This window comes from Pseudomonas lopnurensis (assembly GCF_015070855.1).
In the GTDB taxonomy this organism is placed as follows: Bacteria; Pseudomonadota; Gammaproteobacteria; order Pseudomonadales; family Pseudomonadaceae; genus Stutzerimonas; species Stutzerimonas lopnurensis.
Genome location: NZ_JADDIX010000045.1, coordinates 1 through 21,849, shown reverse-complemented (window position 1 = coordinate 21,849; position 21,849 = coordinate 1). Strand labels below are relative to the sequence as shown.

19 protein-coding genes, 1 tRNA gene and 2 rRNA genes are annotated in these 21,849 nt (G+C 64.5%); 9 read left to right on the top strand and 13 right to left on the bottom strand.

Features of this window, described 5'->3' with window-relative positions; translation table 11 throughout:
• Nucleotides 1–218 precede the first annotated feature (218 nt).
• The 5 genes from IN820_RS09050 (at nucleotide 219) to IN820_RS09030 (ending at nucleotide 3,612) form a co-directional block, all read left to right on the top strand.
• Nucleotides 219–1,400: an acetyl-CoA C-acetyltransferase gene (locus IN820_RS09050; RefSeq protein ID WP_193680658.1), complete on the top strand. Its 1,182-nt coding sequence runs from the start codon at nucleotides 219–221 to the stop codon at nucleotides 1,398–1,400.
• A gap of 197 nt (nucleotides 1,401–1,597) precedes the next feature.
• Complete coding sequence (locus tag IN820_RS09045) at nucleotides 1,598–1,996, top strand: MerR family transcriptional regulator (RefSeq protein WP_193680657.1); 399 nt, start codon at nucleotides 1,598–1,600, stop codon at nucleotides 1,994–1,996.
• 367 nt (nucleotides 1,997–2,363) lie between these two features.
• On the top strand, nucleotides 2,364–2,762 hold the full coding sequence (locus tag IN820_RS09040) for a DoxX family protein (protein WP_193680656.1): 399 nt from the start codon (nucleotides 2,364–2,366) through the stop codon (nucleotides 2,760–2,762).
• A 241-nt stretch (nucleotides 2,763–3,003) separates the two neighbouring features.
• Nucleotides 3,004–3,294 carry a type II toxin-antitoxin system RelE/ParE family toxin gene (locus IN820_RS09035; RefSeq protein WP_193680655.1) on the top strand — a complete coding sequence of 97 codons (291 nt, stop codon included), beginning with the start codon at nucleotides 3,004–3,006 and terminating at the stop codon, nucleotides 3,292–3,294.
• A gap of 12 nt (nucleotides 3,295–3,306) precedes the next feature.
• Complete coding sequence (locus IN820_RS09030) at nucleotides 3,307–3,612, top strand: HigA family addiction module antitoxin (protein ID WP_193680654.1); 306 nt, start codon at nucleotides 3,307–3,309, stop codon at nucleotides 3,610–3,612.
• A gap of 83 nt (nucleotides 3,613–3,695) precedes the next feature.
• Here the strand turns inward: IN820_RS09030 and IN820_RS09025 are convergent.
• From IN820_RS09025 to otsB, 5 genes are all read right to left on the bottom strand, one after another.
• Nucleotides 3,696–3,772: transfer RNA gene (locus IN820_RS09025), tRNA-Met, on the bottom strand.
• Nucleotides 3,773–3,893: 121 nt separating this feature from the next.
• Nucleotides 3,894–4,802 (bottom strand): DMT family transporter, encoded by a 909-nt coding sequence (locus IN820_RS09020; RefSeq protein WP_193680653.1) that lies wholly within the window; start codon nucleotides 4,800–4,802, stop codon nucleotides 3,894–3,896.
• Nucleotides 4,802–5,446 carry a carbonate dehydratase gene (can, locus tag IN820_RS09015; protein WP_193680652.1) on the bottom strand — a complete coding sequence of 215 codons (645 nt, stop codon included), beginning with the start codon at nucleotides 5,444–5,446 and terminating at the stop codon, nucleotides 4,802–4,804. The genes IN820_RS09020 and can overlap by 1 nt, the downstream gene beginning before the upstream one ends.
• Before the next feature lie 72 nt (nucleotides 5,447–5,518).
• Nucleotides 5,519–6,931: an alpha,alpha-trehalose-phosphate synthase (UDP-forming) gene (gene otsA / locus IN820_RS09010; protein ID WP_193680651.1), complete on the bottom strand. Its 1,413-nt coding sequence runs from the start codon at nucleotides 6,929–6,931 to the stop codon at nucleotides 5,519–5,521.
• A 15-nt stretch (nucleotides 6,932–6,946) separates the two neighbouring features.
• Nucleotides 6,947–7,723, bottom strand: coding sequence for a trehalose-phosphatase (gene otsB, locus IN820_RS09005; protein ID WP_193680650.1), 777 nt, complete (start codon nucleotides 7,721–7,723; stop codon nucleotides 6,947–6,949).
• Between the two features lie 178 nt (nucleotides 7,724–7,901).
• Here otsB and IN820_RS09000 point away from each other — a divergent pair, with 178 nt between their 5' ends.
• Entirely contained in the window at nucleotides 7,902–8,465 is a 564-nt protein-coding gene (locus IN820_RS09000; protein ID WP_193680649.1) for a hypothetical protein, read from the top strand.
• Between the two features lie 49 nt (nucleotides 8,466–8,514).
• Here the strand turns inward: IN820_RS09000 and rimI are convergent, their stop codons facing one another.
• Genes rimI through IN820_RS08985 form a run of 3 tightly spaced genes read right to left on the bottom strand, consistent with a single transcriptional unit; the run spans nucleotide 8,515 to nucleotide 11,329 of the window.
• Nucleotides 8,515–8,967 (bottom strand): ribosomal protein S18-alanine N-acetyltransferase, encoded by a 453-nt coding sequence (gene rimI, locus IN820_RS08995; protein WP_193680678.1) that lies wholly within the window; start codon nucleotides 8,965–8,967, stop codon nucleotides 8,515–8,517.
• 11 nt (nucleotides 8,968–8,978) lie between these two features.
• Nucleotides 8,979–9,788: an energy transducer TonB gene (locus IN820_RS08990; RefSeq protein ID WP_193680648.1), complete on the bottom strand. Its 810-nt coding sequence runs from the start codon at nucleotides 9,786–9,788 to the stop codon at nucleotides 8,979–8,981.
• A complete protein-coding gene (locus IN820_RS08985; protein ID WP_193680647.1) occupies nucleotides 9,785–11,329 on the bottom strand; it encodes a 2-isopropylmalate synthase in 1,545 nt (514 codons plus the stop codon). The genes IN820_RS08990 and IN820_RS08985 overlap by 4 nt, the downstream gene beginning before the upstream one ends.
• 187 nt (nucleotides 11,330–11,516) lie before the next feature.
• Here IN820_RS08985 and mksB point away from each other — a divergent pair, with 187 nt between their 5' ends.
• The 3 genes from mksB (at nucleotide 11,517) to mksF (ending at nucleotide 16,399) form a co-directional block, all read left to right on the top strand.
• Entirely contained in the window at nucleotides 11,517–12,758 is a 1,242-nt protein-coding gene (gene mksB / locus IN820_RS08980; protein ID WP_193680646.1) for an Mks condensin complex protein MksB, read from the top strand.
• Nucleotides 12,759–12,866: 108 nt separating this feature from the next.
• Complete coding sequence (gene mksE / locus IN820_RS08975) at nucleotides 12,867–13,556, top strand: Mks condensin complex protein MksE (protein ID WP_193680645.1); 690 nt, start codon at nucleotides 12,867–12,869, stop codon at nucleotides 13,554–13,556.
• The gene (gene mksF, locus IN820_RS08970) at nucleotides 13,553–16,399 is read left to right on the top strand and encodes an Mks condensin complex protein MksF (protein WP_193680644.1); all 2,847 of its coding nucleotides are present in this window, start codon (nucleotides 13,553–13,555) and stop codon (nucleotides 16,397–16,399) included. Before mksE ends, mksF begins: the two co-directional genes overlap by 4 nt.
• A gap of 159 nt (nucleotides 16,400–16,558) precedes the next feature.
• On the opposite strand, the gene IN820_RS08965 is transcribed toward mksF, so the two are convergent.
• From IN820_RS08965 to IN820_RS08945, 5 genes are all read right to left on the bottom strand, one after another.
• Nucleotides 16,559–18,868 carry a PqiB family protein gene (locus IN820_RS08965; protein WP_193680643.1) on the bottom strand — a complete coding sequence of 770 codons (2,310 nt, stop codon included), beginning with the start codon at nucleotides 18,866–18,868 and terminating at the stop codon, nucleotides 16,559–16,561.
• Entirely contained in the window at nucleotides 18,861–19,487 is a 627-nt protein-coding gene (locus IN820_RS08960; RefSeq protein ID WP_193680642.1) for a paraquat-inducible protein A, read from the bottom strand. The genes IN820_RS08965 and IN820_RS08960 overlap by 8 nt, the downstream gene beginning before the upstream one ends.
• Nucleotides 19,474–20,130 (bottom strand): paraquat-inducible protein A, encoded by a 657-nt coding sequence (locus tag IN820_RS08955; RefSeq protein WP_193680677.1) that lies wholly within the window; start codon nucleotides 20,128–20,130, stop codon nucleotides 19,474–19,476. The genes IN820_RS08960 and IN820_RS08955 overlap by 14 nt, the downstream gene beginning before the upstream one ends.
• A gap of 207 nt (nucleotides 20,131–20,337) precedes the next feature.
• Nucleotides 20,338–20,453 (bottom strand): 5S ribosomal RNA (rrf, locus tag IN820_RS08950).
• A gap of 142 nt (nucleotides 20,454–20,595) precedes the next feature.
• Nucleotides 20,596–21,849: ribosomal RNA gene (locus IN820_RS08945) — 23S ribosomal RNA — on the bottom strand; the annotation flags it as partial.

Sequence of the window (21,849 nt, the reverse complement as noted above, 5' to 3'; positions counted from 1 at the left end):
CGGCACGGGCCTGCCAGCGCAGCACCTCGGCCGTCGCGGCTGGAACTGGCCAGTCACCTGCGCGCCCGTATACTGCGGTTTCCACCTGCCGCCAGCAGGCTGGCCACCGCCGTGGCGCGCTGTTTCCCGGACGGGCGCCGATGAGTCGAGCGCCCTTTTCCCGGCGACAGGTTCTACCAGCCTGTCCCGGCGCAACGTCTTTTCATTCGGAGCCCGTCATGCAAGACGTCGTCATCGTAGCTGCAACCCGCACCGCCATCGGCAGTTTCCAGGGCGCGCTGGCCAATGTGCCGGCCGTCGAACTGGGCGCCACCGTGATCCGTGCCCTGCTGGGCAAGACCGGTATCGACCCGGCCCAGGTGGATGAAGTGATCCTCGGCCAGGTGCTCACCGCCGGCGCCGGGCAGAACCCCGCGCGCCAGGCCTCGATCAACGCCGGCCTGCCCCATGCCGTGCCGGCCATGACCCTGAACAAGGTCTGCGGCTCGGGCCTCAAGGCCCTGCACCTGGCGGCCCAGGCGATCCGCTGCGGCGACGCCGAGGTGGTGATCGCCGGCGGCATGGAGAACATGAGCCTGGCGCCCTACGTCATGCCCGGCGCGCGCACCGGCCTGCGCATGGGCCACGCGCAACTGGTCGACAGCATGATCACGGACGGCCTGTGGGATGCCTTCAACGACTACCACATGGGCATCACCGCGGAGAACCTGGCCGACAGGTACGGCATCGACCGCGCGCAGCAGGACGCCTTCGCCGCGCAATCGCAGCAGCGCGCCAGCGCCGCCATCGAAGCCGGCCGCTTCGATGCGGAAATCACCCCGGTCATGATCCCGCAGCGCAAGGGCGAGCCCGTGGCCTTCGCCCGTGACGAACAGCCCCGCGCCGGCACCACCGCCGACGCCCTCGGCGGCCTGCGCGCGGCGTTCAGGAAGGATGGCAGCGTCACCGCCGGCAACGCCTCGACGCTCAACGACGGCGCCGCCGCGGTCATGCTGATGAGCGCGAGCAAGGCCCAAGCCCTCGGCCTGCCAGTGCTGGCGAAGATCGTCGGCTACGCCAACGCCGGTGTCGACCCGGCGATCATGGGCATCGGCCCGGTGTCCGCCACCCGCCGCTGCCTGGAGAAAGCGGGCTGGACGCTGGACCAGCTGGACCTGATCGAAGCCAACGAAGCCTTCGCGGTGCAGGCGCTGTCGGTGGGTAAGGAATTGGGCTGGGATGCCGATAAGGTCAACGTGAACGGTGGCGCGATTGCGCTGGGCCATCCCATCGGCGCCTCCGGCTGCCGTATTCTGGTGACCCTGCTGCACGAGATGCAGCGCCGCGCGGTACGCAAGGGCCTGGCGACGCTGTGTATCGGCGGTGGGCAGGGCGTGGCGCTGGCCATCGAACGCCCCTGAGCAACGAGCGGCGCCCGGTAATGCCGGGCGCGTTTAGAGCCTGTTCACGATCTAGCGAGCTAGAGTCCTGCAAGGCAAGAACAAGCGAGGAAGCGGAGTTTACTGGTGTAAATGAGCATTCCGAGCCTGTTTTTAACGCAGCAGGGCCGACGCGCAGCAGATCGTGAACAGGCACTTAGGAAGGATCGAGACTGACCATGGCTAAGCAGACCTACAGCATTTCCGACCTGGCCAACGAGCTGGACATCACCACCCGGGCCATCCGCTTCTACGAAGAACAGGGCATGCTCTCGCCGACCCGCCGTGGCCAGGAGCGCATCTACTCACCGAAGGACCGCGTCGCGCTCAAGCTGATCCTGCGCGGCAAGCGCATCGGCTTTTCCCTGGCCGAATGCAAGACACTGATCGAACTCTACGATCCCAAGGCCGGCAACCAGAAGCAGCTGAACATCATGCTGCAGATGATCGCCGAACGCCGCCAGCAGCTCGAACAGCAACTGCTCGACATCCAGCAGATGCAGCTGGAGCTGGATACCGCGGAAGAACGCTGCCGTAGCGCCCTGCAGGCCACCCTCAAGAAAAAGACCGCGAGCTGAGCTGGCGGTCGCGGTCGCGGTCGCGGTCGCGATCGCTACGATCCCACGCCTTGCCCTTCCGCCCGTGCTGCGCGCGATGCACCGCCGGCCTCGTGTAGCTTCGGTTCGCCAGCACGCTTGGCTCTTCGCGTCGTGCCTGGGCGCTTAAAGAAGCCACACGGCGTCGATGAATTGGCGAATCTGTACGGTTAGCTGCAGCCCTCACAGCCCGCCTCAGCGTGAGGAAAACACACAGGCCCTCGGCCACCCGGCCCGCTCAAGCACGCTGCCTCCAGCCGCCACATCGCAGTGCAGAACCGTACGGGTTGATCTACCCTTTTTACCCAGGAGTTCGCCGATTCCCGGCCTCCGGCACGGGGGAAACGACATGACAGACGATGCAGGCAAACTGGTACTCAGACTGGCGGTGGGCGTGCTGATACTGCTGCACGGCATCTACAAGTTGCTGAACGGCGTGGACGGCATCGCCGGCATGCTCGCCGGCCAGGGATTGCCGGCCTTTTTCGCCTATGGCGTCTACCTCGGCGAAGTGCTCGGCCCGTTGCTGGTGATCGTCGGCCTGTACACACGCCTCGGCGCCCTGCTGATGATCGGCAACATGGTCGTCGCCCTGGCACTGGCGCACCGTGGCGAACTGTTCTCGCTGGGGCAGATGGGTGGCTGGGCGATCGAACTGCAGGCATTGTTCCTGTTCGGCGCAGTCGCGATCGCCCTGCTCGGCGCTGGGCGCATGAGTGTTGGTGGGCTGCATGGGCGGTTCAACTAGCATGGAGGCAGCAGCGCCACTGCCTTATGCATCGCACCAAGCCAAAAACCGCCAACCGCCAGTCACGACAAGTTGATGGGCAACCACATTGACAATGCGTTATGCGCACCTGTCGCCGGATCATCTGGAATCAGCGCTAAGGCTTTCGCCACTGGCTCAAGCCGGCCACGCTATTGGCACGTGTTGACGAAGTAGCCAATAGGCGTATGATTCATTAACGCTTAACGTTAAGGATTAAAGCGTGATACTGAGTTTCCGATGCGATGAAACCCGGTCCCTGTTTGAATCAGGAAGCTCCAGGCGCTGGGGAAACATTCTCACTGTCGCAACGCGGAAGCTCGCGATGCTCAATGCGGCCACAGAGTTGCGCGACTTGCGCTCTCCACCCGGTAATAGGTTGGAGCTGCTGCAGAGCAACCGCGTCGGGCAGCACAGCATCAGGATCAGGATCAGGATCAATGACCAGTGGCGGATCTGCTTTGTCTGGACGGACGCAGGCCCGATGCAGGTCGAAATCGTCGATTACCACTGAGGAGGTGGCTACATGGCAATCAACGGCATGCGCCCCATTCACCCTGGTGAAGTGCTGCGCGAAGAGTTCTTGGAGCCGCTGGAAATGACTCCGGCTGCACTTGCTCGCGCTCTGCATGTATCGGCGCCGACCATCAATGACATTGTGCGGGAACGTCGCGGTATCACTGCTGATACGGCTATCCGCCTGGGTCGCTACTTCGATACGTCCGCTCAGTTCTGGATGAACCTGCAAACCGAATATGCACTGGCAACGACCTACGCCGAGGCAGGCGAAGAGATCGAACACGAAATCGAACCGCTGCGGGCGGCCGGTTAAGGGTCGTAGTCGAGCCGTAGTCACTTCGTAGTCACCGGCCCAAAACAAAAAGGGGCTAGCTTTCGCTAACCCCTTGATTTGTCTGGTGGCTACACCGGGACTTGAACCTGGGACATCAGCATTATGAATGCTGCGCTCTAACCAACTGAGCTATGTAGCCAAGTGGCGCGCATTATTCTCCGGTCGCCTTGGGCTGTCAACCCTCGGGCCTAGGATTTTTTATCGTTTTCAATCGCTTAGTTACGAATGGTCGGAGCGGCGCAGGCAGCCTGCCCGCCCGTTCAACGATTCGGGCGCAGCGAGGGTCGGGTGGCGAGCAGCAGGCCGGTGAAGATCAGCGCGCCGCCGATCCAGTGGAAAGGCTGCAGGGCTTCACCCAGCAGCAGCCAGCCCAGCAGCGCGGTGAACACCGGCATCAGGTACATGGCCATCGCGGCCCTGCCGGCGCCGACGATCTTCACTCCGTGGTTCCAGCCGAGGTAGGCGACCAGCGAGGCGAACACGGCCGTGTAGGCGATGGCCGCGAGGTTGTCGGCGCTCGGCTCGAAGCCGCCGACGTGGCTCAACTCCAGCAGGTAGAACGGCAGGATCAGCGGTACACCGAGCAGCATCAGGGTGCCGAGCAGCACCAGCGGCGGCACCGCCAGGAATCGGGCCCAGCGCCGCAGCAGCAGCGTGTAGAGCGCCCAGGCGAGGACGGCGAGCAGCATGATCAGGTCGCCCGGCTGGAATGCCAGGCGGGCCAGGTTCGTCCAGTCGCCCCGGCTGATCAGGTACAACAGCCCGCCAGCGGCGACGGCCATGCCGTACCAGGCACGTCGGGCGGGCCATTCGCCGAGCAGGAAGCCGGCACCGATGAAGGTGGCCAGCGGCAGGCAGGTATTGACCAGGGTGAGGTTGATCGCCGCGGTGCTTTGCGCGGCGGTATAGAGCAGCGAGTTGTAGCTGGCGATACCGAGCGCGGCGACCACCGGCAGGCGCCAGCTCGCTGCACGCAGCGTCGCCCGGTGCGCCCAGATGGCGCGCGCGACGAAGGGTAGCAGCAGCGCAGTGGCCAGGATCCAGCGCCAGAACGACAGGCCCAGCGGTGGGATGTCGTTGTAGAAGGCACGGGCCACCAGCGCGTTGCCGCTCCAGCAGAGCACGGCGACCAGCAGCCCGAGAAAGGCCAGGCCGTGACGCGAGCCCACTAGACCGGGCGCAACGGGCGCAGACGGTACTGCGGCGGCAGTTGCTCGAGCCCGCTGACGGTGACGTTGAGATTCTTCCACAGGCCGTCCTTGATGCCGTAAATACAGCCATGCACGGAGAGCGGTTGGCCGCGGTGCCAGGCGTTCTGAACGATGGTGGTGTGGCTGACGTTGGCGACCTGCTGGATCACGTTGAGCTCGCACAGGCGATCGACCTGCTCGTCCTCGGTGGCCAGCTTGGCCAGGTGCACGCGGTGCTCATAGTAAAGGTCGCGGATGGTGCGCAGCCAGCCATCGATGAGCCCCAGCTGGTCGTCGCGCATGGAGGCGCGCACGCCGCCGCAGCCGTAATGACCGGTGACCAGGATGTGTTTGACCTTGAGCACGTCGACCGCGTACTGGATGACCGACAGGCAGTTGAGATCGGTATGCAGCACGACGTTGGCGACATTGCGGTGAACGAACAGGTCGCCGGGCAACAAGCCGACGATCTCGTTGGCCGGCACCCGTGCGTCGGAGCAGCCGATCCACAGGTATTCCGGCACCTGCTGCTTGGCGAGCTTCTCGAAGAAGGTCGGGTCGTCCTGCTTGATGGCTTCGGCCCAGCGGGCATTGTTGTCGAACAGCTGATCCAGGTCGCTCATCTCATTACTCTCGAAAGCCTCGGGTACGCCGCGGTAAACAGGCCGCACTATGACATGCAGGCCTACCCCACGTCACAGCCGCTCCAGGGACTCCTCTTCCACCCTGGACACGCGCGGCTGCGAGACGAACGAGCGCAGGTCGCGCAGGAAGTTGTCGCGCCAGGCATCCAGGTCCGCCGCGCGGATGGCGCGCATCAGGTGCTCGTAGCGATCCTTGCGTTCGGCCAGCGGCATGCGCAGCGCGCGGTCGAGCGCCTCGGCCATGCCGACGCAGTCATAGGGATTGACGATCAGCGCCGAGGTCAGTTCGCGTGCCGCGCCGGCGAAGCGCGACAGCACCAGCACCCCGGGATCCTGGGGGTCCTGCGCGGCGACGTATTCCTTGGCGACCAGGTTCATGCCATCGCGCAGTGGGGTGACGAAACCGACATCGGCAGCGCGGAACAGCCCCATCAGCACGCGGCGGTCGTAGCTCTTGTTGAGGTAGTGCAGCGGCGTCCAGTCAAGGTCGGAGAGACGGCCGTTGAGGTGGCCGGCCTGGCTCTCCAGCTGTTCGCGGATGTGCTGGTAGGTGCGCACATCCGAGCGCGATGTCGGGGCGATCTGCAGGAATTCGACATTGCTGCGGTGCTCGGGATAGCGGTCGAGGAAGGCCTCGTAGGCACGGAAGCGCTCCACCAGGCCCTTGGAGTAGTCCAGCCGGTCGACGCTGATGATGGTTTTGCGGCGGGTGTCACTGGCGCGGCGCATGGGGTGCGCACGGCCCTTGTAGCCTTCGGCGAGGGTCTGGATCTCGTCTGGCACCACGCCGATCGGATAGACACCGGCACGGAAGTTCTGCCCGTAGGCGGTAAGGCTGCCGTCCGCCTCGATGACGCCGCGCACCTCGCGGGTGATGTAGTCCTGGAAGGCCAGGCGGTCGGTGTCGGTCTGGAAGCCGATCAGGTCGTAGTAGCAGAAGGTCTTCAGCAGCTCGTTGTGCGGCGGGATGGCGGTGAGGATTTCCGGCGCAGGGAACGGGATGTGCAGGAAGAAGCCGATGCGGTTGCGGATGCCCAGCTGGCGGCAGGCCTCGGCGAAGGGGATCAGGTGGTAGTCGTGGATCCAGATGATGTCGTCGGGCTCGAGCAGCGGCTTGAGCTTCTCGGCGAGCATCACGTTGACCCGCCGGTAGCCGTCGTACTCCTCGCGGCTGTAGCGGGCCAGGTCGATGCGGTAGTGGAAGATCGGCCAGAGGGTGGCGTTGGAGAAGCCTCGGTAGTACTGGTCGTAGTCGCGCTTGATCAAAGGCAGGGTGACGTAGGTGATGTTGCCCACGGTCTCGGTGCTGAGGGTGGGCGCCACGCCGATCTCCCCGCTCCAGCCGAACCAGATACCACCGGACTGGCGCAGGGCATCGTACACCCCGACGGCCAACCCTCCGGCGGCGACCTTTCCGGCCTTGATCGGTGCCACCCGGTTGGAAACCACTACTAAACGGCTCATGGCAAAATTCTCGCTTCAGTCTGGTTTTGTTATGTGTACGGCAGGCTCGCCGAGGGTTCGCAGCACTGCATCGAGCCAGCCGCCGACTGCCGCCACCGACTCCAGCCGCTGACGCGCCTCGCTGGGGCCTTCGCCGACCTTGATGGAAAGCCCGCCGAGCGCGTTGACGACAGCGAAGCCAGCCTCGTCGGTCAGGTCGTCGCCGACGAAGACCGGACGCCGTCCGCTGAAAGGCGCCTCGGCCATGAAGGCGCGAATCACCTCGCCCTTGCTCGCGCCACGCGGCTTGAGTTCGAACACGCACTTGCCCGGCTGCAGCGTCAGCACCTCGGCATAGCGCCGGGCGAAGTCGTCGGCGAGGCCGCGCGCGGTGGCCTCCAGCTCCGGCGCCAGGCGAAAGTGCAGCGCGAAGGCGACACCCTTGTTCTCTAGATAGAGGCCGGGATACTCGGCACAGGCCTGCAGCAGCTCCTGTTCGATCCGCGTCAGCACCTCGGCATCGAGCGCCAGCTTGTGCAGCCGGCCATCGGCGGCGCGGCGCTCGGCACCATGCACGCCAGCGGCGGGAAGCCGCAACGGGGCGAGCAATGCATCGAGCTGGCTGAGCGGGCGCCCGGAGATGACGGCGACGGGAACACCGGCGGCATGCAGCCGTTCCAGAGCCGCCAGGGTGGGCGATGGAATGAATACGAGTTCCGGACGGGGCTGTATTTCAGCCAGCGTTCCGTCCACATCGAAGAAGAAGGCGCAGCGTCGTGCCTCCTGCGCGGGTTGATCGTTCTGATCGTTCATGAAACCTAGGACTCCGAATCACATGCACGGGTTCGTCCATTTTTCGCATGACGCTCAAACGTTTACTGCGGAAAGACAGCATGGACCGGAATGCCGCTACCGGCCAGCGGCGAGCCTGAATCTTCGGGGTGGCGTCGGGTCACAACCAGCAAGAGCGACGTTCTGGAAGGAGACGAACATGAATGATCGAACCCCCTATACCCCGACCGAGATCGACGACACCGAGGACCGCATGGGCTCCATGGAGCAGCTCGATTTCAACCAGCGCAAGGACGAGCGCAAGGGCCGCATCGGCGACGAGGCACCGCGCGAGCAGGTCGAGGACGAATTCCCGCCGGAGCGCGTGGCCGAAGCCGGGATGAGCGCCGGCGAGGTTCCCGACGGTGAAGCCACCCTGGACGACATGAGCCCGGAGACGCTGATTCCCGACGATGGCGCACGTTCGGCCCGCGAACCCGGCCATGGCGAGCCGTCGGATCAGGACCTGAGCGTGGTATCCGAACACCGGATCGGTGCCGACGTCGATCTCGACGAAGCCGAACAGGCGCGCTACGACCCGCTCGACGGCAAGCCCTGGGATGGCCCCGCCGATGGCGATCCGGATACCGGCCTCAGCGGCGGCGATGCGGTGCTGTCGGATGACGACAGCGTGCTGGAAGAGGATCAGGACATCCTCTCCGACGAAGAACTCGAAGGCGATGCCCCACTGGATTCCGGGCGCGACAAGCGGCCGGGCCAGTGAGCGAGCCGCCCGCCGTGCAGGCGGGCGGCGATGCGTGGAGCATACCGGGTCAGTCCAGCAAGGTGCAGGCCATGACCAGGGCGTCCTCGCGCCCTTCCGCCGACGGATAATAGGCCCGGCGCCGGCCCACCTCGTTGAAGCCGTAACGCTCGTACAGGCGATAGGCCGGGGCGTTGCTGGCGCGGACTTCGAGGAAGCATTCGCGACCGCCGCGCGCACGCGCTCGCTCCATCAGATGGTCCAGCAGGCGCAGGCCGAGGCCGCGGCCCTGGCTTTGCGGCTTGACGGTGATATTGAGCAGGTGCGCCTCGTCGAGTATGACGTTGATCACCCCGTGGCCGACCTGCTGGCTGCCTTCGAACATCACCCAGCATTCATAGGCAGAAAGCGCATCGGTGAAGATGCCGCGTGTCCATGGGTGGCTGAAGGCTGCGTATTCGATCTTCAATACGGCATCGATATCCGTCTGGGTCATCGGACGGAAGCTGACGGCATCACTCATCAAAAGCGTACTCACGAACCTATGTTCCAACGTGGCATGCTACGGCGCACGGCCTTCCACAGTTCGGCCTTGCTGGCCGGCTGCTCCATCAGCCGTTCCAGGCCGGGCATCGCCAACGCATGGCCGAGGCCTTCGATGGCCAGCTCGCGGTAGCAGGCAGCCTCGTCCACCTCGGCGGCGAAACGCAGCGCCGGTAGGCCGACCAGCCAGATGCAGTCGCAGCCCATGCCTTCCAGTTCGGCGGCGACCACGCCCTGCACGTAGTCACGCGCAGCCTCCGCCCCCTGATCGAGGCTGCCTTTGTGCAACAGCGGCCAGCGGATCGGCTCGCCGTCTCCGACCTGCTGCGGCTTGTCCGGAAGGCGCGCGGCACGCAGCAGGTCCTTGAGCAGGATGTAGGCCGGGTCGCGGCCCTGGAAGGCTTCGCCCGTGGGCAGCTCTACCAGCAACAGGACGTTGCCGGCCCGCAGCAGCTGCAACGAGAAGCGCGGGGGTGGCTCGACGGGCCTGGCCTGTTCGGGCTGAACGTCCGGCGCGGCGGCGACCGGCTCGGGTTTCCTGGGCTCCGGCATCGCGACACGCGGGCGCGGCAGCTCCGGCCGCACGGCGGGTGCCGGGACCACCGCTACCGGCTCCGCCGCCGGCGCGGCCAGCTCGGCCGCCGCAGGAGGCGCGGGCGCAACGTCATCTTCCGACTCGGCCGTGAGCGGTAACAGCAATTCCGGCCGCGATGGCGCCGCAAACGGCAATTCGGTGCGCGGCAGCCAGCTGGCTACCTGCATGGCATCGAGGTAGGCCCGACGCGCGGCTTCGCTGATCAAACCCCTTCCACCTGCGGATGCGCCTTGGCGCCGACCTGCATCAGGTTCAGCGCATTGAGATAGGCCTTGGCCGAGGCGACGACGATATCGGTGTCGGCGCCATTGCCGTTGACGATGCGCCCGCCCTTTTCCAGCCTCACGGTCACTTCGCCCTGGGAGTCGGTGCCCTGGGTGATGGCGTTGACCGAATACAGCTGCAAGGTGGCACCCGATTCGACGATGGCTTCGATGGCCTTGAAGGTGGCGTCCACCGGGCCGGAGCCCTGCGCCGCGGCGCTGCGTTCGGCACCGTCGACGCTGAGCACCAGCTTGGCTTGCGGAATCGCACCGGTCTTGCTCGCCACGTCCAGGCTGGCCAGCTTGAAGTGCTCGGGCGCCTCGTCGGCCAGGGTGTCGGAGACCAGTGCCTGCAGGTCTTCGTCGAAGATTTCGTGCTTCTTGTCCGCCAGCGCCTTGAAGCGGACGAAGGCGGCGTTCAGCTCATCGCCTTCCAGCACGATGCCCAGCTCCTCCAGGCGCGAACGGAACGCGGCACGGCCGGAATGCTTGCCCATGACCATCTTGTTGGCGTTCCAGCCGACCGACTGGGCGGACATGATCTCGTAGGTCTCGCGGTGCTTGAGCACGCCATCCTGGTGGATGCCCGACTCGTGGGCGAAGGCATTGGCGCCGACGATGGCCTTGTTCGGCTGCACCGGGAAGCCGGTGATGCCCGACACCAGGCGCGAGGCGGCGAGGATGTGCTCGGTCTCGATGCGGGTATGCACGCCGAGCAGGTCCTGGCGGGTCTTGATCGCCATGACGATTTCTTCCAGCGCGGCGTTGCCGGCACGCTCGCCGAGGCCATTGATGGTGCATTCGACCTGGCGCGCACCGGCGACCACCGCCGCCAGCGAGTTGGCCACGGCCAGACCCAGGTCGTTGTGGCAGTGCACCGAGAACACCGCCTTGTCGGCATTGGGGATGCGTTCGAGCAGTTGGCGGATGGTGTCGGCATACTGGTGCGGGATCGCGTAGCCGACGGTGTCCGGAATGTTGATGGTACGCGCGCCGGCGTCGATCGCCGCCTCGATGATGCGGCAGAGGAAGTCGATCTCCGAGCGCCCGGCGTCCTCGCAGGAGAATTCCACGTCGGCGCACAGGCTACGCGCCTTCTTCACCGCGCGCACCGCCTGCTCGACCACCTGGTCCGGCTGCATGCGCAGCTTGTACTGCATGTGGATCGGGCTGGTGGCGATGAAGGTGTGGATGCGTCCGGCGTTGGCGCCGGCCAGCGCTTCGGCGGCGCGTTCGATGTCGGCGTCCACCGCGCGCGCCAGGCTGCACACGGTGCTGTCCTGGATATTGTCGGCCACCAGCTTCACCGCGGCGAAGTCGCCGGGGCTGGCGATGGCGAAGCCCGCTTCGATCACGTCCACCTTCAACCGCTCCAGCGCCCGGGCGATGCGCAGCTTCTCCTCGCCGGTCATGGAGGCACCGGGGCTCTGCTCGCCGTCGCGCAGGGTGGTATCGAAGATGATGACGCGGTCGTTGCTGCTCATGTCGGGTTCCTCATGGCCGGCCGAAGCATTCGGCGCCGTTGCGATAGGGTGAATTGTGGCCGGAAACCGGCGCAGCGGAAAGGCCGCCGAACCATCGCGCCGTCCCGATGATCGGTTCGGGCTGCGTCGCGCCAGGGCGAGGCAGTACAATTGCGGCTTTTATTCGCATCCGACAGAACCGGCTGACATGATCGAACCCAAGCGCGTACTGCGTGCCCTCGCCGAACACTGGACGTTGCTCGAGCCGCTGTGCGAGCGCTTCGATGCCGGCACCCTGAGCCTGGTGGAGCTGCGCCATCAGCTCGCCGCGCAATTGCCGGAAGGCACACCGACCGACATCACCGCGCTGCTCGACCAGTGGATCCGCCTGGACATCCTGGTGCCGGTAGCCAAGAGCCCGAACCGCTTCGAGCTGAATGCGCAGATCCACGATTTCCTCGCCTACCTGCGGCGCGAACACCGCCTCGGCCTGTGCCTGGAAATCGAGGCCTATCTGCGCCACCTGGAGCGCCTCGCCGGGCATATTCTCGATGCCTTCGAGATTCGCGACGGCAACGACCTGGCGCGCCAGCTGCGCCTGCTCGACATGCGCGTGCGCGATGTATTGAAAAAGCTCGACAACGACGAGCAGGCCCTGGTTGCCGTGGCCGACCGGGCCAAGACCAGCGACCGCCAGATCCCGCTGCGCCAGCGCTACGCCGAAGTCCTGGCGACCTGGGACGAATACGTCGAACCGATGATCCAGCTGGTGTCCGCCGATGGCGCCTTCGAGCAGGGCGTGCACCGCGTCGAGCAGGTGCTGATGAAGCTGCTCAGCGATCAGCAGCGCCTCGGCCAGTTGGTGGACGACGACCTGCTGCTGCGCACCCACGCGCGCATCCTGGAGATGCAGACCACCGCCCAGCTGACCCTGCGCAAGGCGCGCGAGCTGCTGCTGCCGCTGCGCGAGGAAGCGCGCCGGCACAACGCGGTGACCCGCGGCGCGGCATTGGCGCTGTCGGCGATCCGCAAGAAGGGCCTGGACGCCGTGCCGCAGGCTTCGCTGCCGCTGTTCACCCGCCCGCAGAGCACCTTCCTCGGCACCGCCAGTCAGGTCGAGGCCTATGTCTACGCCCTCGCCTGCTTCGAGCCGAAGCCGGCGCAGTTCCCCAAAGCCAGCGGCAAGCGCAAGGGCGATCAACCGCAGGCGCCGCGTACCGCCCGCGAGATGATCGAACGCTGCCAGCAGGCCCTGCCGCTGCCGGACCTGATGGCCTGGCTGCTGGAACAGGAGCCCGACGGCGCCACCGACGAGCTGCTCTACTGGTTCTCGCGCCTGTCACGCGACGCCCGCTTCCAGCGCGACCGCCTGGAACGCCGCGAATACCTGACCCGCGAGCACCGCGTCAGCCTCAGCTCGTTTGCCCTGATGGCCAATGCAAATGCTTGAGCCTTGCGTAGGGTGGACAACGCGCAGCTTGTCCACCACCGGCCGCACCGAACTCCCTGTCGGACGAGGCTTCGCCTTTATCCGCCCAACGATCTTCGAGCAACCTGAATGAACATCGACCTCAAGGAAATGACCCAGCTGGCGCCGATCTTCCGCGAGCTGTTCAAGGGCTATCACCTGTCGCGCAGCGAGCCGGAGCCCTACGCCCAGTTGAGCAACCTGCAGGACCCGTACCGCGCGCTGTTCAAGGCGCTCGGCTTCGAGCTGGTCTGCGACCCGCGCGGCTTCTACTACTTCGTCCCCGAACAGATGGGCGCGCAGGTGAACAAGACGGCGCAGCGCCTGGCGCTGTTCACCTTCATCCTCGTCGAACACCTGGCCGACCAGGGTCGCGACCCGCTGGCCGTGCTCGATGGTGGCAGCCTCGGCCGAGACGAACTGCCGGCACTGCTGGACAAGTACCGCGACCTGTTCCTGCAGGCCGAAGTCACCACCCAGGACGAACTGGAAGAGAAGATCATCCGCCGCCTGACGCAGCTGGGCTTCGCCGAGGACAGCAACGGCGTCTATCGCTTCCTGCCGCCGATGCACCGTTTCCTCGACGTCTGCCTGTCGGTGCAGCAGGACCGGGATCTGGCCGCCAGCCTGCACAGCAGCGACCTGCCGCTGCCGGCGCCGGAACTGATCGCCGAGGACGAGAGTGAAGACGAGATCATCCTCATCGACGAACCGTTCGAGGAATCAGAAGAGGACGCCCTGGCCCGCGCCATCGCCGAAGAAAAGGAGCTTGAAGCATGAGCCAGGAACGCTACGGCATTCGCCGTTTCGCCCTGCTGAACACCGCCGGCTACAGCCTCGGCATCTTCCCGCTGGAAACTCCGCTGTCGGTCTACGGCGCCAACAACCTGGGCAAGAGCGCCTCGATCAACGCGCTGCAGTTCCCGATCCTGGCGCGCATGTCGGACATGAGCTTCGGCAAGTACAGCCTGGAACAGTCGCGCAAGTTCTACTTCGCCTCGGACACCAGCTACATCCTGGTCGAGGTGATGCTGCCCCACGGCCCGCACGTGATCGGCGTCGCCGGGCGCGGCCCGGGCGGCGGCTTCGGCCACCAGTTCTTCGTCTACCAGGGTTCGCTGGATCTGGATCACTACCAGCAGACCGGCACCTGCCTGCGCCAGCGCGAGCTGTTCGCCAACCTCGAGCGCGCCGGCATCAAGGCCTACGAGGTCAAACCGGACGAACTGCGCCGACTGCTGGTCGGTGGGCACACCTCGATCCCGCTGGACATGACGCTGATCCCGCTGCGCTCGACCAGCGAGCAGAGCCTGAAGACCTTCCGCGCGCTGTTCATCAACCTGCTGCATATGCGCGAGATCACCGCGGCGAAACTCAAGCAGCTGTTCCTCGATGCCTTCGAGCACAGCCTGCGCTCCGGCAGCGTCGACTATATCGCCGCCACCGAGGAAGCCTTCCGCGACGTGCGGCGCATGGAGCAGGACTACCAGGCGCTGGTTGCCGCAGGCCCCTTGGTCGAGGCACTGGCCGCCGGTGTCGCCCAGCGCGAACTGCTGCGCGGCAAGCTGCATCGCCTCTCGCCGCTGCTCGACAACCTGCTCGGCAGCTGGCACGACTACGCCGATGCGCGCAAGGAAGAGCTGATGATCCAGGCCGAGCATTACCGCCGCGAGCAGGACGGCCTGCAGAACGAGCAGCGTGGCAGCACCTCCGAACTGATGCGTCTGGAACGCGAGATCAGCGAAACCCAGCGTTGGCTGGGCGAGCTCGCGGTGCTGAAGAACCGCTTCGCCCTGGTCGAGGATGCGCATGTGCTGGAGCAGCAACTGCTCGCCGCCAAGGACGCCCATGACGAGCTGGCCGGTGCGCTGGCGCAGTCCCGCCAGTTCTCCAGCGAGGATCTGGACGAACGCCTGCGCGACCTGGAAAAGCGCCTGAAGTCGGTGAAGCAGCAACTCGATCACGCCGACAACAACAGCTATTCACGCCTGCGCGAGGAATTCTCCCAGGCCGACGTCGACCGCCTGATGCGCCTGTTCAACGGCCAGCTGTTCAGTCTTCCGCTGGGTGAGAAAGGCATCACCGCTGAGGGTGACGATTGGGTCAAGGCCGTGGAAGCGGTGCTGGATCGCTTCAAGGGCGACACCTTCTCGGTGCCGGGCCTGTCCATCGACCTCTCGCATATCGAGCCACCGGCGCTGCAGGCCCTGGCCGACCGTGCCGCCCTGCGCGACCAGAAGGACCGCCTCGAACGCGAGCTCAAGCAGCTCAGAACCCAGCACGCCGTGGCCGTCGACCGCGTCGCGAGCAAGACCCAGGCCGAGGCGCTGTACCAGGCCGTGCTCGATGCGCAGAAGGCGCTGGAAGACTTCCGCCGCAGCCAGACGCTGAGCGCAGAGGAACCGGCCAAGCTGGAGCAGCTGGCCCAGGCCGAAGCCGCCCAGGAAGAACTCAAGCGCACCAGCGATGCCTTCGCCGACCGCGTGCGACACCTGTCGGCCAAGCTGCAGCTGGTCGGCCGTCAGCTGGCCGATCTGGAAGCCAAGGAACGCACCCTGGAAGATGCGCTGCGCCGTCGCCAGCTGTTGCCGGCGGATCTGCCGTTCGGCACGCCGTTCATGGACCCGGTGGACGACTCGCTGGACAACCTGCTGCCGCTGCTCAACGACTACCAGGACAGCTGGCAGGCGCTGCAGCGCGTCGACGGCCAGATCGAGGCGCTCTATGCCCAGGTGCGCCTGAAGGGCGTGGCCAAGTTCGACAGCGAGGAAGACCCCGAGCGCCGCCTGCAGCTGCTGGTCAACGCCTACGCGCATCGTCAGGACGAGGCACTGACCCTGGCCAAGGCCCGCCGCGCGGCGGTCACCGACATCGCCCGGACCCTGCGCAATATCCGCAGCGACTATGAAAGCCTCGAGCACCAGTTGGCGCTGTTCAATCGCGAGATCAACAAGCGCCAGGTGTCCAACCTGGCGAGCTTCCGCATCGTGCTGGCGCCGAACAAGGATGCGCTCAGGCACATCGACCAGATCATCCACAGCGCCGGGCAATACGAGGAAGGCGAGACGCTGTCGGTGTTCGACCTGTCCCAGTCAGCCGAGCAGGACGCGAAGAACGAGGAAGCCAAGGAGTACCTGGCGCGACTGGTGGCGGCGAACAACAACCAGTTGGGCCTCAAGGACCTGTTCGAGCTGGCGTTCGAGATCACCAAGGTCGGCGGCCAGCCGGTGATTCACACCGACATCGATGGCGCCGCAAGCAACGGCACCACCATGACCATCAAGGCGCTGACCAACATGTACCTGCTGCTGCACCTGATGGACCGCGAGCAGGCCGGGCGCATACGCCTGCCCTACTACCTCGACGAGGCGGCCGACATCGACGAGCGCAACCAGCAGGCGCTGATCGAAACCAGCCTGCAGCTGGGCTTCGTGCCGATCCTCGCTTCGGTCAAGCCGCAGGTCTCGGCGCACGTGGCCATCGACCTGGAAGGCGGCAGCGGGCCGGCGGGCATCTACATCGACGAAACGGACTGGAAACACATCAGCCGCCGCGACGCGAGCACGAGCCAACAAGCCAGCTCAAAAACACAACGGCAGGAAGAGCCAGCCCGAGCGACTTGAAAAACAAAGGGCCCCGCGGGGCCCTTTTTCATGAGCCTGCCGACCATCGCAAGAAGGCCGCACCGCTCAGCAACCAAACGCAACCGTAGGGTGGGCTTCAGCCCACCAGCACGCCGACCGCAGGCGGTTCTGCCCGCCAACCAGCCATCGTGCGCCTTGTCACTTGCTGGTCTCCACTCGCCCCAACTCGATCTTCGGCGCCCAGCCGAACCACTCCTCCTGCGGCTCCTTGAACAGCGCGAACGTCTGCCCCGGCAGGGCACGCCGTCCCATCTGCTCGCCATCCGGAGTGGCGAAGGCGACACCACCTTCGATCAGCGATTCCAGCGAGTCGGTACGCAGGCTCGCGCCCTTGAACAGGCTGAAATCGACACCGAAGCCACTGGTCTCCCAGAAGCGAGTGCCGGTATGCACCAGCGGCGCATAGCGCGGCTCGATGAGCACGCGGATCAATACCCGGTCGGCATTCTGACCCAGCTCGTAGCCGGTCACCTGGCCCACCTGCACTTCGCGGTAGGTCACGGCATTGCCCGGCTTGATCGAACCCAGCCGCGCGGCGCTGAGTACCAGCGTCAGCCCTTCGCCGGTCTTCTGTGGTTCACGCTCCTGGGCGACGAAGCGGGTCTGCGCGGCGGTGTCCGCTTTTCCCGGGGCAACCTCCAGATAGGGGCCGGTCACGAGCGTCTCCAGATTGGCGCTGCGCACGATGCCGAGCTCGGGCCGCACCACCCAGAAGCGCGTGCCGGCACGGGCGATGTGCGCCTGCGCAGCGGTGATGCGTGCGCGCAGCACGACGCCCTGCAGGTCATCGCTGAGACCCACGGCATCCACCTGCCCTACTTCAAGGCCGCGGTAACGGATCGGCGTCCCCGCGCTCAGGCCGTCGCCGCGCTCCAGGCGAATCTCGATCTGCGTACCACGCTGTATCGCGCTGTCGCGATCCTTGTGCAAGGCGAAGCGCGGAATACGCTTGGCCGCAGGCGCCTGCGGGTCCGGCGTCTCGAAGGCGATGCCACCGGCCAGCAGGCTCTGCAGCGATTCGCTGCGCACTTCGATACCGGACAGGCCGCCACTCAGCGAGATGCCGCTGGCATTCCAGAACTGGCTGGAGCTGTTCACCAGGTTGGCGTAGGGCTGCTCGATATGCACGCCAACCACCACCTGTTGCTGATCGCGGGAGAACTGATAGCTCTGCACCGAGCCCACGCGCACTTGGCGATAGAGCACCGGGCTGCCAACGTCCAGCGACCCCAGCGTGTCGGCCGTCAGCACCAGATGCAGCCCCGGCGCACGAACGTCCAGTGGCGGCGCCTTGGCTCGGGCAACGAAGTCACGCTTGGACGCGGCGCCCTTCTCACCCGGTCGCACGGCGATGAAATTACCCTTCACCAGCGCCTCGAGGCCGGTGATGCCACCCAGCGAGATGGACGGTTTGACCACCCAGAAGTCGGTGCCCTCGACCAGGTAATCCTCGAACAAGGGGTCGATGGAGAGCTCGGCCTGCGCGCCGCTGAGGTCCGCATCGATGTCCAGCATCTTCAACAGGCCGACCTGCATGCCCTTGTACATCACTGGCGTGCGCCCGGCCTGCAGGCCATCGAAATCCGTCAGGGAGACCAGCGCCTTGATCCCCGCCTGGGCCGCATCGAAGTCCTCATAGAGGCGGAAGGGAATGTTCGGATCGGTGGCCGGGCTGTCCTTGCGATGAGCCGGCGTGGCGAAGGCGATGCCGCCAGCGACGATACTGGCCAATGACTCGGTGCGGAACTTCACCCCACCCAGCCCCGCATCCACGGTGATGCCGCTGGCGTTCCAGAAACGCGTATGCTTGCGCACCAGATGCGCGTACTCCGGCAGGATGAACAGCTGCACCTCGACCGTACTGTCATCTTCGGCCAGCACGTAGTTCTTCACCTGGCCGACCTGGATCTGCCGGTAGAACACCGGGCTGCCGCGGTTCAGCGAGCCCAGGCGATCGGCCTTGAGCGTCAGGTGCAGCCCGATACGGCTGTCCGACATTGGCGGCTCCTCGGCCAGCGCCGCGAAGCGCCGCGTCTCTTCGCCCCCAGCCGGGCTGATGCCGATGTAGTTGCCCGACACCAGCGTCTCCAGGCCGGTGATGCCAGCCAGAGTAACGCTGGGCTTGACCAGCCAGAAGCGCGTACCGCTGCGCAGGTAGCCTTCGACGTCCTTGTGCATCTCGATATCGGCGACGACCACCTGCCGACGGCCATCCTCCTCCAGCCGCAGCCCGCGCACGATCCCGATCGTCATGCCTTTGTGCAGTACCGAGGTCTTGCCCACCTCGATCCCTTCGGCACTGTCGAATACCACTTCGATCTGAATGCCCCGTTCGCTATAGGCCTGCCAGGCCAGCCAGGCACCGATCATCAGCGCGATCAGCGGCAATATCCAGATGGCCGACCAGTTGGAAGCTGGGCGGGTTTTCGCTTGCGGCAGGTCAGTCATGCTTGTTCCCGGAATCCGTGTTATCCCAGATCAGACGTGGGTCGAAGGTGATGGCGGCGAGCATCGTCAGGATCACTACGCTGGCGAAGGCCACCGCACCGAAACCGGCTTCCACGCTGGCGAGGCTGCCGAAGTTGACGATGGCCACCAGAATGGCGATGACGAAGATGTCGAGCATGGACCAGCGCCCGATCCACTCGATGAAACGGAACATCAATATCCGCTGGCGTGGCGACATCGGGTGATGGCGTTGTACCGAAATCAGTAGCATGGCGATGCCCACCAGCTTGAAGGTCGGTACCAGGATGCTGGCAATGAACACTACTGCGGCGATCGGCAACATGCCGTGCTTGGCCAGCGCGACCACGCCGGACATGATGGTGTCCGGCGTACCGCTGCCCAGCATGCGTACCGTCATGATCGGCAGCAGATTCGCTGGCAGGTAAAGCAGTGCCGCGGCAATCAACAGTGCCCAGGTTCGGGCAATGCTGTTGGGGCGGCGCATATGCACGCGGGCGCCACAACGCGTGCAGTGCTGCTGCCTATCCTCGTCCGGCCGTTCACGATTCAATTGATGACATTCGTGGCAGACCATCAGCCCGACGTCAGCGGCGCGCATCGGTTCGCTCCGACAAGGCTTCCCAGACCTGGTGCGGCGACATCACCAGCTCCAGCCACACCTGCACCACCAGCAGCCCGGCGAAGCATGCCAGCCCGACACCGAGGCTCAGCTCAGCCATATCCCTGAGCTTGATGATCGACACCAGAATGCCGAGCAGATAGACCTCGAGCATTCCCCACTCCCGCAGATGGTGATAGATCCGGTAAAGGAACAGCCCGAGCGGCTTTGCCCGATCGACACCGATGCAGAGCAGCACTACGAGCTGGCACAGCAACTTGAGCAAAGGGACCGCCATACTGCAGAGAAACACCACCACCGCGATGCCCTGCATATCGCTCCGATAGAGGCTCAGCACGCCGCTCCATACGGTGTCGTCGGTGGTCCGCCCCAGCAGGTTCAGCTGCATGATCGGCAGGAAATTGGCGGGAAAGTAGAGCAGCAGCGCGGCGAGTACCAATGCCAGCCCCGGGCCGATGATGCGATGGCGCAGGCGGAACAATTCATAGCCACAACGCGGACATTCGGCAACCTCGCCGAGATCGAGCGCGGGCTTGAGCATCAGAAGATCACATTCGGGACAAGCGACCAGTTGATCGAGTGGACGCTCGTCAAGCCCTGGGGTGGCAGCCGATTCCGGCATGAAGAACATATCCGAGCAAAGCGCCCATTCTAAACGAGCCAGGAACACTGCTGTCAGCAGTGCGGTACGAACGGTGTTGATCCAGACGGTGTGCCTGTTACAGGATACTGAAGCGGACCGTTCCCTTCCCCAGCAACTCAGGCATGCTTTCTTCGCGCAAAAGCAAACCCCCGACCTGCTTGCGCAGATCGGGGGTTTGGGATAGGTGCTTGACGATGACCTACTCTCACATGGGGAGACCCCACACTACCATCGGCGATGCGTCGTTTCACTGCTGAGTTCGGGATGGGATCAGGTGGTTCCAACGCTCTATGGTCGTCAAGCAATTCGGTTGCTGCCTCGGGGTTGAGCCGCTGCAGCGTATTGGGCATGTGATATATCGGTATTGCGTGTTCTCTGCAAATCTTCGGCTTTGTGTCGACTTCGACCGTCTGACACGCAAACAGCAAATTGTTTGGGTGTTATATGGTCAAGCCTCACGGGCAATTAGTATGGGTTAGCTCAACGCCTCACAACGCTTACACACCCCACCTATCAACGTCGTAGTCTTCGACGGCCCTTCAGGGAGCTCAAGGCTCCAGTGAGATCTCATCTTGAGGCAAGTTTCCCGCTTAGATGCTTTCAGCGGTTATCTCTTCCGAACATAGCTACCCGGCAATGCCACGGGCGTGACAACCGGAACACCAGAGGTTCGTCCACTCCGGTCCTCTCGTACTAGGAGCAGCCCCTCTCAAATCTCAAACGTCCACGGCAGATAGGGACCGAACTGTCTCACGACGTTCTAAACCCAGCTCGCGTACCACTTTAAATGGCGAACAGCCATACCCTTGGGACCGGCTTCAGCCCCAGGATGTGATGAGCCGACATCGAGGTGCCAAACACCGCCGTCGATATGAACTCTTGGGCGGTATCAGCCTGTTATCCCCGGAGTACCTTTTATCCGTTGAGCGATGGCCCTTCCATACAGAACCACCGGATCACTAAGACCTACTTTCGTACCTGCTCGACGTGTCTGTCTCGCAGTCAAGCGCGCTTTTGCCTTTATACTCTGCGACCGATTTCCGACCGGTCTGAGCGCACCTTCGTACTCCTCCGTTACTCTTTAGGAGGAGACCGCCCCAGTCAAACTACCCACCATACACTGTCCTCGATCCGGATAACGGACCAGAGTTAGAACCTCAAAGTTGCCAGGGTGGTATTTCAAGGTTGGCTCCACGCGAACTGGCGTCCACGCTTCAAAGCCTCCCACCTATCCTACACAAGCAAATTCAAAGTCCAGTGCAAAGCTATAGTAAAGGTTCACGGGGTCTTTCCGTCTAGCCGCGGATACACTGCATCTTCACAGCGATTTCAATTTCACTGAGTCTCGGGTGGAGACAGCGCCGCCATCGTTACGCCATTCGTGCAGGTCGGAACTTACCCGACAAGGAATTTCGCTACCTTAGGACCGTTATAGTTACGGCCGCCGTTTACCGGGGCTTCGATCAAGAGCTTCGCTTGCGCTAACCCCATCAATTAACCTTCCGGCACCGGGCAGGCGTCACACCCTATACGTCCACTTTCGTGTTTGCAGAGTGCTGTGTTTTTAATAAACAGTCGCAGCGGCCTGGTATCTTCGACCGGCATGAGCTTACGCAGTAAATGCTTCACCCTCACCGGCGCACCTTCTCCCGAAGTTACGGTGCCATTTTGCCTAGTTCCTTCACCCGAGTTCTCTCA

Coding starts and splice junctions, on each gene's coding strand:
- IN820_RS09030 (WP_193680654.1), top strand. CDS start 3,307: ATGGCAATCAACGGCATGCGCCCCATTCACCCTGGTGAAGTGCTGCGC.
- IN820_RS08985 (WP_193680647.1), bottom strand. CDS start 11,329: ATGAGCAGCAACGACCGCGTCATCATCTTCGATACCACCCTGCGCGAC.
- IN820_RS08965 (WP_193680643.1), bottom strand. CDS start 18,868: ATGACTGACCTGCCGCAAGCGAAAACCCGCCCAGCTTCCAACTGGTCG.
- IN820_RS09000 (WP_193680649.1), top strand. CDS start 7,902: ATGAATGATCGAACCCCCTATACCCCGACCGAGATCGACGACACCGAG.
- IN820_RS09045 (WP_193680657.1), top strand. CDS start 1,598: ATGGCTAAGCAGACCTACAGCATTTCCGACCTGGCCAACGAGCTGGAC.
- mksB (WP_193680646.1), top strand. CDS start 11,517: ATGATCGAACCCAAGCGCGTACTGCGTGCCCTCGCCGAACACTGGACG.
- rimI (WP_193680678.1), bottom strand. CDS start 8,967: ATGAGTGATGCCGTCAGCTTCCGTCCGATGACCCAGACGGATATCGAT.
- otsB (WP_193680650.1), bottom strand. CDS start 7,723: ATGAACGATCAGAACGATCAACCCGCGCAGGAGGCACGACGCTGCGCC.
- can (WP_193680652.1), bottom strand. CDS start 5,446: ATGAGCGACCTGGATCAGCTGTTCGACAACAATGCCCGCTGGGCCGAA.
- mksF (WP_193680644.1), top strand. CDS start 13,553: ATGAGCCAGGAACGCTACGGCATTCGCCGTTTCGCCCTGCTGAACACC.
- IN820_RS09040 (WP_193680656.1), top strand. CDS start 2,364: ATGACAGACGATGCAGGCAAACTGGTACTCAGACTGGCGGTGGGCGTG.
- mksE (WP_193680645.1), top strand. CDS start 12,867: ATGAACATCGACCTCAAGGAAATGACCCAGCTGGCGCCGATCTTCCGC.
- otsA (WP_193680651.1), bottom strand. CDS start 6,931: ATGAGCCGTTTAGTAGTGGTTTCCAACCGGGTGGCACCGATCAAGGCC.
- IN820_RS09050 (WP_193680658.1), top strand. CDS start 219: ATGCAAGACGTCGTCATCGTAGCTGCAACCCGCACCGCCATCGGCAGT.
- IN820_RS08955 (WP_193680677.1), bottom strand. CDS start 20,130: ATGCCGGAATCGGCTGCCACCCCAGGGCTTGACGAGCGTCCACTCGAT.
- IN820_RS08960 (WP_193680642.1), bottom strand. CDS start 19,487: ATGCGCGCCGCTGACGTCGGGCTGATGGTCTGCCACGAATGTCATCAA.